Annotated in this window: 13 protein-coding genes; 2 read left to right on the top strand and 11 right to left on the bottom strand. The window is 71.6% G+C overall.

Annotated features, from left to right (window positions below):
* The 4 genes from FPZ47_RS13860 to rimP form a co-directional block, all read right to left on the bottom strand.
* Positions 1-435 (bottom strand): translation initiation factor IF-2 N-terminal domain-containing protein (locus tag FPZ47_RS13860; protein WP_210419902.1); only part of this gene is annotated, 435 nt, incomplete at its 3' end.
* A gap of 99 nt (positions 436-534) precedes the next feature.
* Positions 535-750 (bottom strand): YlxR family protein, encoded by a 216-nt coding sequence (locus FPZ47_RS13855; RefSeq protein WP_428321248.1) that lies wholly within the window; start codon positions 748-750, stop codon positions 535-537.
* A gap of 188 nt (positions 751-938) precedes the next feature.
* Complete coding sequence (gene nusA, locus FPZ47_RS13850) at positions 939-1,982, bottom strand: transcription termination factor NusA (RefSeq protein ID WP_144952416.1); 1,044 nt, start codon at positions 1,980-1,982, stop codon at positions 939-941.
* Positions 1,979-2,512, bottom strand: a complete 534-nt coding sequence (gene rimP, locus FPZ47_RS13845) for a ribosome maturation factor RimP (protein ID WP_144952419.1) — start codon at positions 2,510-2,512, stop codon at positions 1,979-1,981. Before rimP ends, nusA begins: the two co-directional genes overlap by 4 nt.
* Positions 2,513-2,690: 178 nt before the next feature.
* On the opposite strand from rimP, the gene FPZ47_RS13840 reads away from it, so the two are divergent.
* Together FPZ47_RS13840 and FPZ47_RS13835 are read left to right on the top strand one after the other, a co-directional pair.
* A complete protein-coding gene (locus FPZ47_RS13840; protein WP_168209445.1) occupies positions 2,691-3,227 on the top strand; it encodes a hypothetical protein in 537 nt (178 codons plus the stop codon).
* Entirely contained in the window at positions 3,224-3,715 is a 492-nt protein-coding gene (locus FPZ47_RS13835; protein WP_144952421.1) for a ferritin-like domain-containing protein, read from the top strand. Before FPZ47_RS13840 ends, FPZ47_RS13835 begins: the two co-directional genes overlap by 4 nt.
* A gap of 13 nt (positions 3,716-3,728) precedes the next feature.
* Here FPZ47_RS13835 and FPZ47_RS13830 read toward each other — a convergent pair whose 3' ends face one another.
* From FPZ47_RS13830 to FPZ47_RS13795, 7 genes are all read right to left on the bottom strand, one after another.
* Positions 3,729-5,486, bottom strand: coding sequence for a proline--tRNA ligase (locus tag FPZ47_RS13830; RefSeq protein ID WP_144952423.1), 1,758 nt, complete (start codon positions 5,484-5,486; stop codon positions 3,729-3,731).
* 172 nt (positions 5,487-5,658) lie between these two features.
* Complete coding sequence (locus FPZ47_RS13825; protein ID WP_144952425.1) at positions 5,659-7,251, bottom strand: MFS transporter; 1,593 nt, start codon at positions 7,249-7,251, stop codon at positions 5,659-5,661.
* A gap of 22 nt (positions 7,252-7,273) precedes the next feature.
* Positions 7,274-8,491 carry a uroporphyrinogen-III C-methyltransferase gene (gene cobA / locus FPZ47_RS13820; protein ID WP_144952427.1) on the bottom strand — a complete coding sequence of 406 codons (1,218 nt, stop codon included), beginning with the start codon at positions 8,489-8,491 and terminating at the stop codon, positions 7,274-7,276.
* A 112-nt stretch (positions 8,492-8,603) separates the two neighbouring features.
* A complete protein-coding gene (locus tag FPZ47_RS13810; protein ID WP_144952431.1) occupies positions 8,604-9,998 on the bottom strand; it encodes a cobyrinic acid a,c-diamide synthase CobB in 1,395 nt (464 codons plus the stop codon).
* 90 nt (positions 9,999-10,088) lie between these two features.
* Positions 10,089-10,703: a cob(I)yrinic acid a,c-diamide adenosyltransferase gene (cobO, locus tag FPZ47_RS13805; RefSeq protein ID WP_144952433.1), complete on the bottom strand. Its 615-nt coding sequence runs from the start codon at positions 10,701-10,703 to the stop codon at positions 10,089-10,091.
* Positions 10,704-10,726: 23 nt separating this feature from the next.
* Positions 10,727-12,568: a magnesium chelatase subunit D family protein gene (locus FPZ47_RS13800; protein WP_144952435.1), complete on the bottom strand. Its 1,842-nt coding sequence runs from the start codon at positions 12,566-12,568 to the stop codon at positions 10,727-10,729.
* Entirely contained in the window at positions 12,565-13,035 is a 471-nt protein-coding gene (locus FPZ47_RS13795; protein ID WP_144952473.1) for a GNAT family N-acetyltransferase, read from the bottom strand. The genes FPZ47_RS13800 and FPZ47_RS13795 overlap by 4 nt, the downstream gene beginning before the upstream one ends.
* Between the last annotated feature and the right edge of the window lie 17 nt (positions 13,036-13,052).

Genomic DNA, 13,052 nt, shown 5'->3' with positions numbered 1-13,052 from the left:
GGGTTGCTGGCCCGGGGCCGGCGGCGCCGGCCTGGGCGCCGGGGCCGCCGGGCGGCCGGGCGTCGGCGCCGGCAGCGGGTCCGCGGCGGGCGGGGCCGGGGAAGCCTGCGCTGCCGGGGCCGGCGCGGCCGCGGGACTCTGCGGCTTGGCGGGCGCCGCGGCGGCCTCGCCGTTGCCGCCGGACTTGCTGATCGCCTCGTCGAGGGCCCGGTCGAGCGATTTGTCGGGGGCCTTGGCGGGAGCCTTGGTCGTCCCCTTGCCGGGGGCCGGCTTGCCACCACCGAAGGACTCGCGCAGCCGCCGGGCAACCGGCGCCTCCACGGTCGACGACGCGGATTTGACGAATTCGCCCTGTTCGTTCAGCCGGGCGAGGACTTCCTTGCTGGTGACACCGAGTTCCTTGGCCAACTCGTGTACGCGGGCCTTACCTGCCACTACATCTCCTGTCTATGAGGCGCGACAGTCGTAGGCCGGCGCCTCGGGTTTAGCTATGACGCATGGTCATCGGGACTTCACGGTGTGCTCATGTTCTTGCTACCCGTTCTGTTTGCCGGGCGAGTCGAGTGCATTGGCGTACTCGACCACCGCGGTGGTGTCCGGTGAACCGGCGATCCGCAGCGCCCTGGTGAAAGCTCGCCGCCGAACCGCCTGGTGGATGCACTGCGGTTCGGGATGCAGCCACGCACCCCGCCCCGGCAGGTCACTGCCCGCGTCAACGGTCACGGCATACGCACCGTTTCCCGTGGACACGGCCACCACTCGAAGCAGGCCGACGGCCAATTCTCGCTTTCGGCAGCCGACGCACGTCCGCACCGGTCCATCGGTGCTTCGGTGCGCCACAGCCGAAGGCTTGCGCTGGATCACGGCTCAGTCTAGCGTCACCCAACCGGTGGTCAGAACCACCCGCAGCCGTACCGTGACCTTCGCATCCGGCGGGGCTAGCCCGATTGCCCGATCGTGCGGCCGGCGCCGTGGTCGGGCTGGTCCTCGGCGTGCGCGGGCGAGTCGCCGCGGATGTCGATGCGCCACCCGGTGAGCCGCGCGGCCAGCCGGGCATTCTGGCCCTCCTTGCCGATGGCCAGCGACAGCTGGAAGTCGGGCACCACCACGCGGGCGGCGCGGGCGGCCTGGTCGATGATCGACACCGAGACGACCTTCGCCGGTGACAACGCGTTGGCGACGAAATGGGCCGGGTCGTCGTCGTAGTCGATGATGTCGATCTTCTCCCCGGAGAGCTCGCTCATCACGTTGCGGACCCGCTGCCCCATCGGGCCGATGCAGGCGCCCTTGGCGTTGAGGCCGGGAACGGTGGACCGCACCGCGATCTTGGAGCGATGGCCCGCCTCCCGGGCGACCGCCACGATCTCCACCGACCCGTTGGCGATCTCGGGCACCTCCAGCGAGAACAGCTTGCGCACCAGGTTGGGGTGGGTCCGCGACAGCGTGATCACCGGCTCGCGGGACCCGCGGGTCACGCCGACCACGTAGCACCGCACCCGGTTGCCGTGCTCGTAACTCTCCCCCGGGACCTGCTCGGCGGACGGGATCACGCCCTCGGAGGCCTTGGCCTCGGTGCCGATCCGGACCACCACCAGGCCGCGGGCGTTGGCCCGGGTGTCCCGCTGGATCACCCCGGCGACGATCTCGCCCTCGTGGGTGGAGAACTCGCCGAAGGTGCGTTCGTTCTCGGCGTCGCGGAAACGCTGCAGCATGACCTGCCGTGCGGTGGTGGCAGCGATGCGGCCGAAACCCTCCGGGGTGTCGTCCCACTCGCTGATGACGTTGCCGTCCTCGTCGGTCTCGCGGGCCATCACCCGCACCACACCGGTTTTGCGGTCGATCTCGATGCGCGCGTCGTTCTGGTGGCCCTGGGTGTGCCGGTAGGCGGTGAGCAGCGCCGATTTGATCGTTTCGAGCAGCTCGGTGACCGAGATGCCCCGATCCACCTCGATGGCATGCAGCGCCGCCATGTCGATGTTCATGTTCCGGCCTCCGTCCTGCGGGCCTGATCCGTGCGGGCCAGATCCAACTCGGCCTGGTTCGGCGGGGAGAACTCCACCTGCACCACGGCCTTCACGATGTCGGTGAGGGGAACCTCGCGAACGGCCAGTTCGCGGCCGTCGCGCAGCACCAGCGCGACCGCGTCCTCGCGTGTCTCGCCGACCCGGCCGGTGAGCCGGGAGCCGTCGGACAACGTGGCCTCGATTGTGCGGCCGCGGGCGCGGCGAAAGTGCTTGACCTCGGTCAGGGGCCGATCGACGCCGGGTGAACTGACCTCGAGCACGTAGCGGTCCCCGAGGTGGTCCAGGCCGTCCAGCAAAGCCGCCGCCGAGCGCGACAGGGCCGCGATCGTGTCGAGGTCCAGCGCGGTGTCACCGTCGGCGACCACCGTGATCCGCGGGGGGCGCGCCCGGGTGTCGATGACCACGTCGTCGATCTCGTAGCCGGCGCGCGCGAACTCCTCACCGAGCAGCTCGATCACCTGCGTCTGCGACGGTAGCCCGGTGGTCACGGCGAGCTCCTCATCTTGAGTTGTCCGGTCAGCTGGTGGGTGGCGCGGTGGAACGGTGACGGCCGCCGTTCCCCGAGAACCGCTTCTCAACGATACGCCAGGGATCGCGGGTGACGGCGTGATCGCCTGGTCAAGGTCCTGACACCGGTCAACCGCAGACCAATGGCAGGATGTTGCTGTGCCCAGCGCATCACCGGTTACCAACAGGCGGGGTGTGCTTGCCGGCGGCGCGGCCCTGGCCGCGCTCGGGGTGGTGGTATCCGCCTGCGGCGAGCCCCCGCCCAAGCCCGCCGCCGTCGAAGATCTGTTCGGGCCGTTGGACCAGGCGCGGCACGACAGCGCGCTCGCCGGCGCCGCCGCGGCCGCCGTCGGCAACCCGCCCCAGGTTGCCGCCGCGCTGGCCGTAGTCGCCACCCAGCGCGCCGCGCATGCCCGTGCCCTGTCCGCGGAGATCTGGCGTTCCTCCGCCAAGTTGGGTGCGACCTCGACGACGTCGAGTGAGACGGCCAGCCCCAGCCCGACGGGCGAGGCGGCGCCGCCACCGCCGCCGCCCCCGCTGTCCGACGTGGTCGAATCGCTGCGCGCCTCCGCCGAGAGCGCCGGCCGCCTGGTGGCCACCTCGTCGGGCTACCGGGCGGGACTGCTCGCTTCCATCGCCGCGAGTTGCACCGCGAGTTACTCGGTCGCGCTGGCCCCCGCGGGCCCGACGCCGTGACGACGCCCACGCCGCGCGCGACGGCGAAGCGGTCGCCGGCCGGCTCCAGCGGCAAGGACGGCGACGACGCGGCACTGTGCGACGCGCTCGCCGTCGAACACTCGACCGTCTACGGCTACGGCATCGTGTCGGCACTGTCGCCGCCCGGCGTCAACAACCTGGTGGTAGACGGCCTGGCCGAGCACCGCCAGCGCCGCGACGACGTCATCGCGATGCTCAATGCGCGCAAGGTGAACGCCCCGGTCCCCGCGGCCGGCTACCAGTTGCCCATGCTGGTGGCCAGCCCGGCGGACGCGGCTCGCCTGGCGGTGCGGATGGAGAACGACTGCGCGACGGCCTGGCGGGTGGTCGTCGAGCGCGCCGAGACGGCGGACGACCGTGCGTTCGCCTCGACGGCCCTGACGCAAAGCGCCGTGATGGCCGCCCGGTGGAACCGGGTGCTCAACGCGTGGCCCATCACGACGGCCTTCCCGGGCGGCGACGAATAGCTGCCGCCCGCGCTCAGGCGTTCAGCACCGCCGCGATCTCGGCGGCCAGCGACTCGCCGGCGGCCAGCTCGCGGGTCTGCCCGGTGAAGCGGTCGCGCAACTCGACCACGCCGTTGCCCCAGCCCCGCCCGACGACGACGATCCAGGGCACGCCCAGCAACTCGGCGTCCTTGAACTTCACGCCGGGTGAGGCCTGGCGGTCGTCGAGCAGCACCTCGACACCCAGCCGGTCGAGGTCGGAGGCCAGCGCGGTGGCCCCGGTGCGGGCCCCGGCGTCCTTGTTGGCGATCACCAGGTGGACGTCGAAGGGCGTCACCGCCGACGGCCAGCGCAGCCCGAGTTCGTCGTGGTGCTGCTCGGCGATGACGGCGACCAGCCGCGACACCCCGATGCCGTAGGAACCCATCGTCACCCGCACGGGCTTTCCGTCCTCGCCGAGCACGTCGACGGTGAAGGCATCGGTGTATTTGCGGCCGAGTGAGAAGATGTGCCCGATCTCGATGCCCCGCGCGGAGACCAGCGGTCCCGCGCCGTCGGGCGACGGGTCGCCGTCTCGCACCTCGGCGGCCTCGATGGTGCCGTCGGCGGTGAAGTCCCGGCCGGCCACCAGGCCGACCACGTGCTTGCCGGGCTCGTCGGCCCCGGTGATCCAGCTGGTGCCCTCGACCACGCGCGGATCGACCAGATAACGAACCTTGTTGTCGCGCAGCCCTTTCGGGCCTATATAACCCTTCACAAGGAAGGGGTACCTGGCGAAATCGGCGTCGTCGAGCATCGCGTGCTCGGCGGGTTCCAGGGCCGCGCCCAGCCGCTTGTCGTCGACCTCGCGGTCGCCGGGCAGCCCGACGGCCAGCAGCTGCCAGTCGCCACCGGGCTCGCGGACCTTGAGCAAGACGTTCTTCAGGGTGTCGGCCGCGGTGATGGTGCGGCCGAGCCCGGCGCTGTTGGCCCACTCCACCAGGCTGGCGATGGTCGGGGTGTCGCCGGTGTCGTGGACTTGCGCCTCGGGCAGGCCGGCCACGACGTCCGCGGGCGGGGCCGCCGGGCGAGCGGTGACGACGGCCTCGACGTTGGCCGCGTAGCCGGACTCCAGGCACCGCACGAAGGTGTCCTCGCCGACCGGGCTCTCGGCCAGGAACTCCTCGGAGGCGCTACCGCCCATCGCCCCCGACGTCGCGGACACGATCACGTAGCGCACCCGCAGCCGGGCGAAGATGCGCTGGTAGGCCTCGCGGTGCGCGTGATAGGCGGCCTTGAGGCCGGCGTCGTCGACGTCGAAGGAGTAGGAGTCCTTCATCAGGAACTCCCGGACGCGCAGGATGCCGGCCCGCGGCCGCGCCTCGTCCCGGTACTTGTTCTGGATCTGGTAGAGCACCAGCGGAAGGTCCTTGTAGGAGTTGTATTCGCCCTTGACCGTCAGGGCGAACAGCTCCTCGTGGGTCGGGCCCAGCAGGTAGTCGTGGCCGCGGCGGTCCTGAAGCCGGAACACGCCGTCGCCGTATTCGGTCCAGCGGTTCGTCGTCTCGTACGGCGCGCGTGGCAGCAAGGCCGGGAACAGGATCTCCTGGCCGCCTATCGCATTCATCTCGTCGCGAACGACGCGTTCGATCTTGCGCAGGACCCGCAGGCCCAGGGGCAGCCAGCTGTACAGCCCGGGCGCGACGGGGCGCACGTATCCGGCGCGGATCAGCAGCTTGTGGCTGGGGACCTCGGCCTCGGCGGGATCATCACGCAGGGTGCGCAGGAACAGCTCGGACATCCGGGTGATCACAGCGGGCCAGCCTAGTGGTGAGTGGGGATTCGGCGACGATGCGGGGCGCGGGGACCGCTGGCGGGCGGCGCGGCACGCGAGACTGAAACCGGCGCGGCGACACGGTGCACGCTGTGCGCAGTCTGGGGGCGGTGCCGGCGTCGCAGCCGGCCGCAATCCTGATGCCGAGGGACTACAGCTCCCCGGCGTCCATCGCTTCCTTGACTTCCTGCGCCTGGGCGACCTGCTCGGGCGTGTAGCCGATGAACAGCGCGACCGCGCCGACGATGACCGAGGCTCCGGCCACCCACAGCAGGCCATAGGTGTAGCCGTGGTCGAGGGCCCGCAACTGGGCGTCGTTCATGAACTTGACCGGGCCGGTGGAGCCGCCGAGGTACAGCGTGCGTGAGGTGATCACGGCCTGGATGACCGCCAGGACCAGCGGCCCGCCCAGGCTCTGCAGCATCAGTGTGACCGCCGATACCGGGCCGATCTGGTCGAAGCCGACGCCGGCGATGGCCGACAGTGTCAGCGGGACGACGGCCATGCCGATGCCGATGCCGCCGATGACGATCGGCATGACCAGGTTCGGAAAGTAGGGTGCGCCCCGGTGCATGAACCACCAGCCGTACAGCATCGCGAGGAACAGGAGGTATCCGCCGGCGATCGTCACGATCCGCGGCGAGAACCGCGACACCAGCTGCGACGAGACGCCCAGGCCGATGCCCATCGCGATCACGAACGGGATGAAGCCGACGCCCGCGCGCAACGCGCTGTAGCCCAGGATGTCCTGCACGTAGAGGCCGATCAACACCGTCAGGGTGAACATGACGCCGCCGGCCAAAAAGATCGCGGTGAAGGTGGCCAGGCGGTTGCGGTCGCGGAAGAGCCGGAACGGGACGACAGGGTTTTCGGCGGTGCGCTCGACGATGACGAAAGCCAGCGCGGCGGCCATCGCCACGGCCCCCGAACCGATGGTGGTGATCGAGATCCAGCCCTTTTCCGGTCCCATCGAGAAGGCGAAGACGGCCGCCGTGCAGGCCAGGGTGGCCAGCATGGCCCCCGCCGCGTCGAGCTTCATCCGCTCCCTGTTGGTCTCCCGCAGCGCGGTGCGGGCCAGGTAGATCATCACCAGCCCGATCGGCACGTTCACCAGGAACGCCAGCCGCCACGACAACTCCGTCAGCGCCCCGCCGACCACCAGGCCCATCACCGACCCGACCGCGGTCATCGCGGCGAACACCGCGGTGGCGAAGTTGCGCGCCGGCCCCTTGGGGAAGGTCGTGGCCACCAGCGCCAGGCCGGTGGGCGACGCGATGGCCGAGCCGACACCCTGCGAGAGCCGCGCGATGACCAGCGTCGCGTCGTCCCAGGCCACGGCACACAGGACCGAGGAGATGGTGAACAACGCGACGCCCACGATGAAGGTGCGCTTACGCCCGATGGTGTCCCCGAGACGGCCGCCGAGCAGCATCAACCCGCCGAAGGTGAGCACGTAGGCGGTGATGACCCAGCTCCGGCCCGCGTCGGACAGGCTGAGCTCGTTCTGGATCTTGGGCAGCGCGACGATGGCGACGGTGCTGTCCATGGTCGCCAGCAGCTGCATGCCGCCGATCGCGACGACGGCCGCGATGAAGCGGCGCGAAGGCAGCCACGTAGGGTAATACCTGCTGATGCGCGTGGTGGCGGTCTCTGCCGGACGCTCCGCGCGAGCCGCGGCCGGACGATCGGGGCGCGCAGATGTCCAATTGCGGACTGCTCGCTCGGAGTCGTTGAGAGCCGTCATAATGGGTTACCTTACAGTAATCTTAAGAATCGTTTAAAGCCCCGAAGGCGGCGACGGCCCCGATAACGATGATCGCCGGAGGTCGGACGCCTTCGGCACGGATCTTCTCTGGCGTGTCGGCAAGAGCGGCCCGTAAGGTCTGCTGGGCTGCCGTCGTCCCGTGCTGCACGACAAGGACCGGCGTATCCGCAGGTCGGCCGCCTTTGAGCAGCGCATCGACGAAGAGTTCGATACGTTCGACCGCCATCAGCAAAACGATGGTGCCGGTCAATGCCGCCAAAGCGTCCCAATTCACTAACGATTCGGGGTGACCGGGTGGCAGATGGCCGCTGACCACCACGAACTCGTGATTTATCGCGCGATGGGTGACCGGAACGCCCGCCAGCGCCGGCACGCCTATGGCACTTGTCACACCCGGCACCACCGTCACCGGAATCCCGGCGTCGGCGCAGGCGAGCACTTCCTCGTAGCCGCGCGCGAAGACGAAGGGATCCCCGCCCTTGAGGCGGACCACGAAGCTGCCGGCCCGAGCCCGTTCGATCATGACGTCGTTGATCGCCTCCTGGGCCATGGCCCGCCCGTACGGGATCTTGGCGGCGTCGATGATCTCCACGTGCGGCGACAGCTCGGCCAGAAGTTCCGGCGGCGCCAACCGGTCCGCGACCACCACGTCGGCCTGGGCGAGCAGTCGGCGGCCGCGCACGGTGATCAGTTCGGGGTCACCCGGGCCGCCCCCGACCAGCGCGACGCCGCCGCGCACGACATCGGAGCTCGCCGAGCCCTCCAGCGTGATCACGCCCTTTTGCAGCGCCTCCCGGATCGCCGACCGGATCGCCGCGGACCGGCGGTGCTCCCCGCCGGCGAGCACCCCCACCGACAGTCCCGCGTAGCTGAAGGACGCGGGCGTGACGGCGGTCCCCTCGACGGCGATGTCGGCGCGGACGCAGAAGGCCCGGCGACGTTCCGCCTCGGCGACGACGGCCGCGTTGACCTCCGGGTCGTCGGTGGCCGCGATCGCGTACCAGGCACCGTCGAGGTCCCCGTCGCGGTAATCCCGCAACGACAACGTGACGCCGCTCATGGACTCGACGGCGGGGGTGGCGGCGCGGGAGACGACGTGTACGTCCGCACCGCTGGCTATGAGCAGGGGCAACCGGCGCTGGGCGACGGACCCGCCGCCGACCACAACGACCTTCTTTCCGGCCAGCCGCAATCCGACCAGGTACGGGTTCTCGGACACCCGGCAAGCTTAGTGGCGACCGCCGACGCGGCGAAGCCGGGCGCGGCGGGTCACCACCATCGATCCAGTGGCGACCGCCGACGCGGCGAAGCCGGGCGCGGCGCCGCCCGGCTCACGCCCGGCGGCCGGGGCGCCGGGCGGCGTGGGCGACGAAGCGCACCATCGCGTCCGGCGCCGCGGCCGGGTGGGTGTGCAGGTAGGACGCATGGACGCCGGCGTGCACGGCTCCGTCCCGCATGCCGTCCACGCCGCCGCCCCGGTACGCCCACGCCGGCGGGTAGTCGCGGCTGTAGCTCAGCGCGGTCCGGTGGAATTCGTGCCCGACGACCCGCATGCCCGTGCGGTACAGGGGCGAGTCGGCCACCGCGACGGCGTCGCGGTACGCCAGCGTGAGGCGCGGCGTGAACCGCGCCGACCCGCTCAGCACCCCGCACATGGGGTGCCCGTCGAGCTCGGAGGCCAGGTAGATCAGCCCGGCGCACTCCGCGTGCACCGGCGCGCCGGTAGCCGCGAGCTGGCTGATCTGGCGGCGAACGAGGTCGTTGGCCGCCAGTTCGGCGGTGAACTGTTCGGGAAAGCCGCCGGGCAGCACCACCGCGTCGGTGCCGTCGGGCAGCGGGTCGACGAGCGGGTCGAACTCGGCCACCTGCGCGCCGGCGGCGCGCAGCAGCTCGGCGTGCTCGGCGTAGCTGAAGCTGAACGCCTTGCCCGCCGCCATCGCGACGGTGGCCGGGCGCCCGGGGGTGGGCTCGGCCGGGACCTCCCCCACCGCCGCCGCGGGATCCCACGCCGGGCCGGCGGGACGGCTGCGGGCGGCCGCAACGACGGCGGCCAGGTCGACGTGGCGGCCGACCAGGCCGGTCATCGCCTCGATGGCGGTCTGCGCGCGGCGGCCGTACTCGACGGCGGTGACCAGACCCAGGTACCTCGTCGGCACCTCCAGCTCGGCGGTGCGCGGAATCGCCCCGAACACCGGAACACCGGCCTGCTCGCAGGCCTGGCGCAGCACCTGCTCGTGCCTGGGCGACCCGACGCGGTTGAGGATCACTCCGGCGACCCGGGTCGCGGTGTCGAAGGTCGCGAACCCGTGCAAGAGGGCGGCGACGCTGTGGCTCTGGCCGCGCGAGTCGACCACCAGGACCACCGGGGCGCCCAGCAGCCCGGCGACGTGGGCGGTGGATCCCGCCGCCGGTGTCATCGCACCGGGAGCGATCCGGCCGTCGAACAGCCCCATCACGCCCTCGACCACGGCGACGTCCGCGCCGGCGGCGCCGTGGGCGTACAGGGGGCCGATCAACCGCTCGCCGACCAGCACCGGATCCAGATTGCGGCCGGGCCGGCCGGCGGCCAGGCCGTGATACCCGGGGTCGATGAAGTCCGGGCCAACCTTGAACGGCGCGACGGCATGCCCGGCCTGGCGCAGCGCCCCCACCAGACCGGTTGCCACCGTGGTCTTTCCGCTGCCCGAGGCGGGCGCGGCGATCACGACGGCCGGTACCGGGGTCATGGCCTCACCCGCGAGCGCGCCCGAAATGACGCGTCGCACGGCGTGTCGTCGTACCGACACGCACGCTCGCGACGCAGGGGAGGCGCCGGCTCACCATTCGATGCCCTTCTGTCCCTTGCGCCCCACGTCCATCGGATGCTTGACCTTGGCCATCTCGGTGACCAGGTCGGCCGCCTCGACCAGCCGCGGCGGGGCGTCGCGCCCGGTGATCACCACGTGCTGACAACCGGGCCGCCCCAGCAGCGCATCGACGACGGTGTCGACGTCGATCCAGCCCCACCTCAGCGGATAGGTGAACTCGTCGAGCACATAGAAGTCGTGCCGCTGGCCGGCCAGCCGCCGGGCGATCTCGGCCCACCCGTCGGCCGCCGCGGCGGCGTGGTCGACGTCGCTGCCCTGCTTGCGCGTCCAGGACCAGCCCGCACCCATCTTGTGCCACTCGACGGCGCCGCCGATCCCCTGCTGCTCGTGCAGCTCGCCGAGCCGCTGAAAGGCCGCCTCCTCGCCCACTTTCCACTTGGCGCTCTTGACGAACTGGAAGACGGCGACGTCCAGGCCGGCGTTCCAGGCGCGCAGGGCCATCCCGAACGCGGCGGTGGACTTTCCCTTACCCGCGCCGGTGTGCACCGCCAGCACCGGCGCGTTGCGCCGGGCCCGGGTGGTCAGGCCGTCGTCGGGGACCTGCGGTGGCGTTCCCTGCGGCATGGGGCGCAATACCTTCCGGTGGTTCAGGCGACGCTGCGCACGGCGCGCGTCAGGTGGTCGGCGTGCAACTGCTCCAGCCGCACGGCCGGCGCGCCGAGCCGGCGGGCCAGCTGCCCGGCCAAACCCAGCCGCACATAGGATGTCTCGCAGTCCACGACCACCGCGGCCGCACCCTCGGCGGCCAGCCGGGCCGCCGCGATCCGGGTGCGGCCCAACGGGTCCGGCCCACCAGTGGCCCGCCCGTCGGTGAGGACCACCACCAGGGCGCGCCGGGTCCGGTCGCGCGCACGCTCCCGCACGATCAGTTCGCGCGCGGCCAGCAGGCCCTCGGCCAGCGGGGTCTTGCCGCCGGTGTCGAATCGGGCCAGCCGCCGGCCGGCGATGTGCGCCGACGACGTCGGCGGCAGCACCAGCCTGGCCTCCCGTTGGCGGAACGTGATCACCGCGACCTTGTCGCGGCGCTGGTAGGCGTCCCGCAGCAGGGACAGCGCGGCGCCGCTGACCGCGGCCATGCGGTCCCGGGCCGCCATCGAACCGGACGCGTCGACGACGAACACCACCAGATTGCCCTCGCGCCCTTCGCGCACGGCCAGGCGAACGTCGTCGGGCCGTGGGCGCAGCGGCCCGGCACCGCCGTGCTCGGCGGCCGACAGCAACGTCGCGAACAGGTGCAGTCCCCGCGCACCGGAGCCGGTGTCGCCGGCGTCGGTGGCCGCGATCACGCCGCCGGTGGCGTTGCGAGCCCGTGATCGCCGTCCCGGGGCGCCGATACCGACCCCCGGAACCCTCAGCGCGCGGGCCCGGAAGGTCCGCGACGGCGGCGCGCTGGGCCGCGGACGCGACGAATCCTGTTGGGGCGACGAATCCTTTTGTTGCACAGCGCTTTCCGTGTCCGCGAGCATCCCACCGCCGGGCGGTTCGGGGTCCGGCTCGGGATCCTCGTCGCCGGCCTGCGCCAGTGCGGCGTCGAGTTGCTCGCGCTCGATGCCGGGGTCGTCGAACGGGTCGCGGCGGCGCCGGTGCGGCAACGCCAACTCGGCCGCGATCCGGATGTCGGCTTCCTCGACGGTGGCCGCCCCACGCCAGGCGGCGTGGGCCACCGCGGTGCGGGCCAGCACCAGGTCGGCCCGCATGCCGTCGACGCCGAACGCCGCACACAGCGCCGCGATACGGCGTAACTCGTTGTCCGGCAACACCACGTCGTCGACCAGGGCGCGCGCGGCCGCGATCCGCCGGGCCAGCTCGGCGTCGGCGCCGGCGTAGCGCTCGGCGAAGGCATCGGGGTCGGCCTCGTAGGCCATCCGCTGCCGGATCACGTCCACCCGGACGTCGACATCGCGGGAGGCGTGCACGTCCACGGTCAGACCGAACCGGTCCAGCAACTGCGGGCGCAGCTCGCCCTCCTCGGGGTTCATCGTGCCGATCAGCACGAACCGCGCCTCGTAGGAATGGGAGATGCCGTCGCGTTCGACATGCACCCGGCCCATCGCCGCGGCGTCGAGCAGCACGTCGACCAGGTGATCGTGCAGCAGGTTGACCTCGTCGACGTAGAGGACGCCGCCGTGGGCGCGCGCCAGCAGGCCCGGCGAGAAGGCGTGCTCTCCGTCGCGCAGCACCCGCTGCAGGTCCAGCGAACCGATCACCCGGTCTTCGGTTGCGCCGAGCGGCATCTCGACCAGGCCCGCCCGCTGGCTCCCGGTCGCGGCGGACAGCAGCGCGGCAAGCCCGCGCACGGCGGTCGACTTGGCCGTCCCCTTTTCGCCGCGGATGAGCGCCCCGCCGATCTCCGGCCGCACGGCACACAGCAGCAGGGCGAGCCGCAGTTGGTCGTGCCCGACGATCGCGCTGAAGGGATACGGCTTCACGGCAGCTCTGCCAGACCGGATCCGGGCCGCAGCATCGGCACATGCGGCACCCCGTCGTCGACGAAATCCTCACCGTCCCGGATGAACCCGTGCTGTGCATACATGTCGGCCAGATACGTCTGCGCGTTGATCCGGCACGGGTAGTCGCCGACCTCGGCCAGCGCGGCGCGCAGCAGCCGGGTGGTGTGGCCCTGACCCCGCACACTGCGTTTGGTGCACAGCCGGCCGATGCGGAACGCCTTGGTGCCTCCGGCGTGCTCCTCCATCAGCCGCAGGGTGCAGATGACGTCGCCGTCGGCGGCTTCCAGCCAGAAGTGCCGGGTTTCGGCAAGCAGGTCGCGGCCGTCCAACTCCGGGTAGGGGCAGGCCTGTTCGACGACGAACACCTCGACCCTCAGCTTGAGCAACTCGTAGAGGGTGTGGGTGTCGAGGTCCTGCGCCCAGGCGCGGCGCAGCGCCTCACTCAACATCGTCATACAACCTC

Source organism: Mycobacterium helveticum (assembly GCF_007714205.1).
Taxonomy (GTDB): Bacteria; Actinomycetota; Actinomycetes; order Mycobacteriales; family Mycobacteriaceae; genus Mycobacterium; species Mycobacterium helveticum.
The sequence above is the reverse complement of the archived record's forward strand: the minus strand, read 5'-3'. Positions and strand labels throughout refer to the sequence as shown.

Coding starts and splice junctions, on each gene's coding strand:
- cobO (WP_144952433.1), bottom strand. CDS start 10,703: ATGCCGCAGGGAACGCCACCGCAGGTCCCCGACGACGGCCTGACCACC.
- FPZ47_RS13810 (WP_144952431.1), bottom strand. CDS start 9,998: ATGACCCCGGTACCGGCCGTCGTGATCGCCGCGCCCGCCTCGGGCAGC.
- FPZ47_RS13825 (WP_144952425.1), bottom strand. CDS start 7,251: ATGACGGCTCTCAACGACTCCGAGCGAGCAGTCCGCAATTGGACATCT.
- nusA (WP_144952416.1), bottom strand. CDS start 1,982: ATGAACATCGACATGGCGGCGCTGCATGCCATCGAGGTGGATCGGGGC.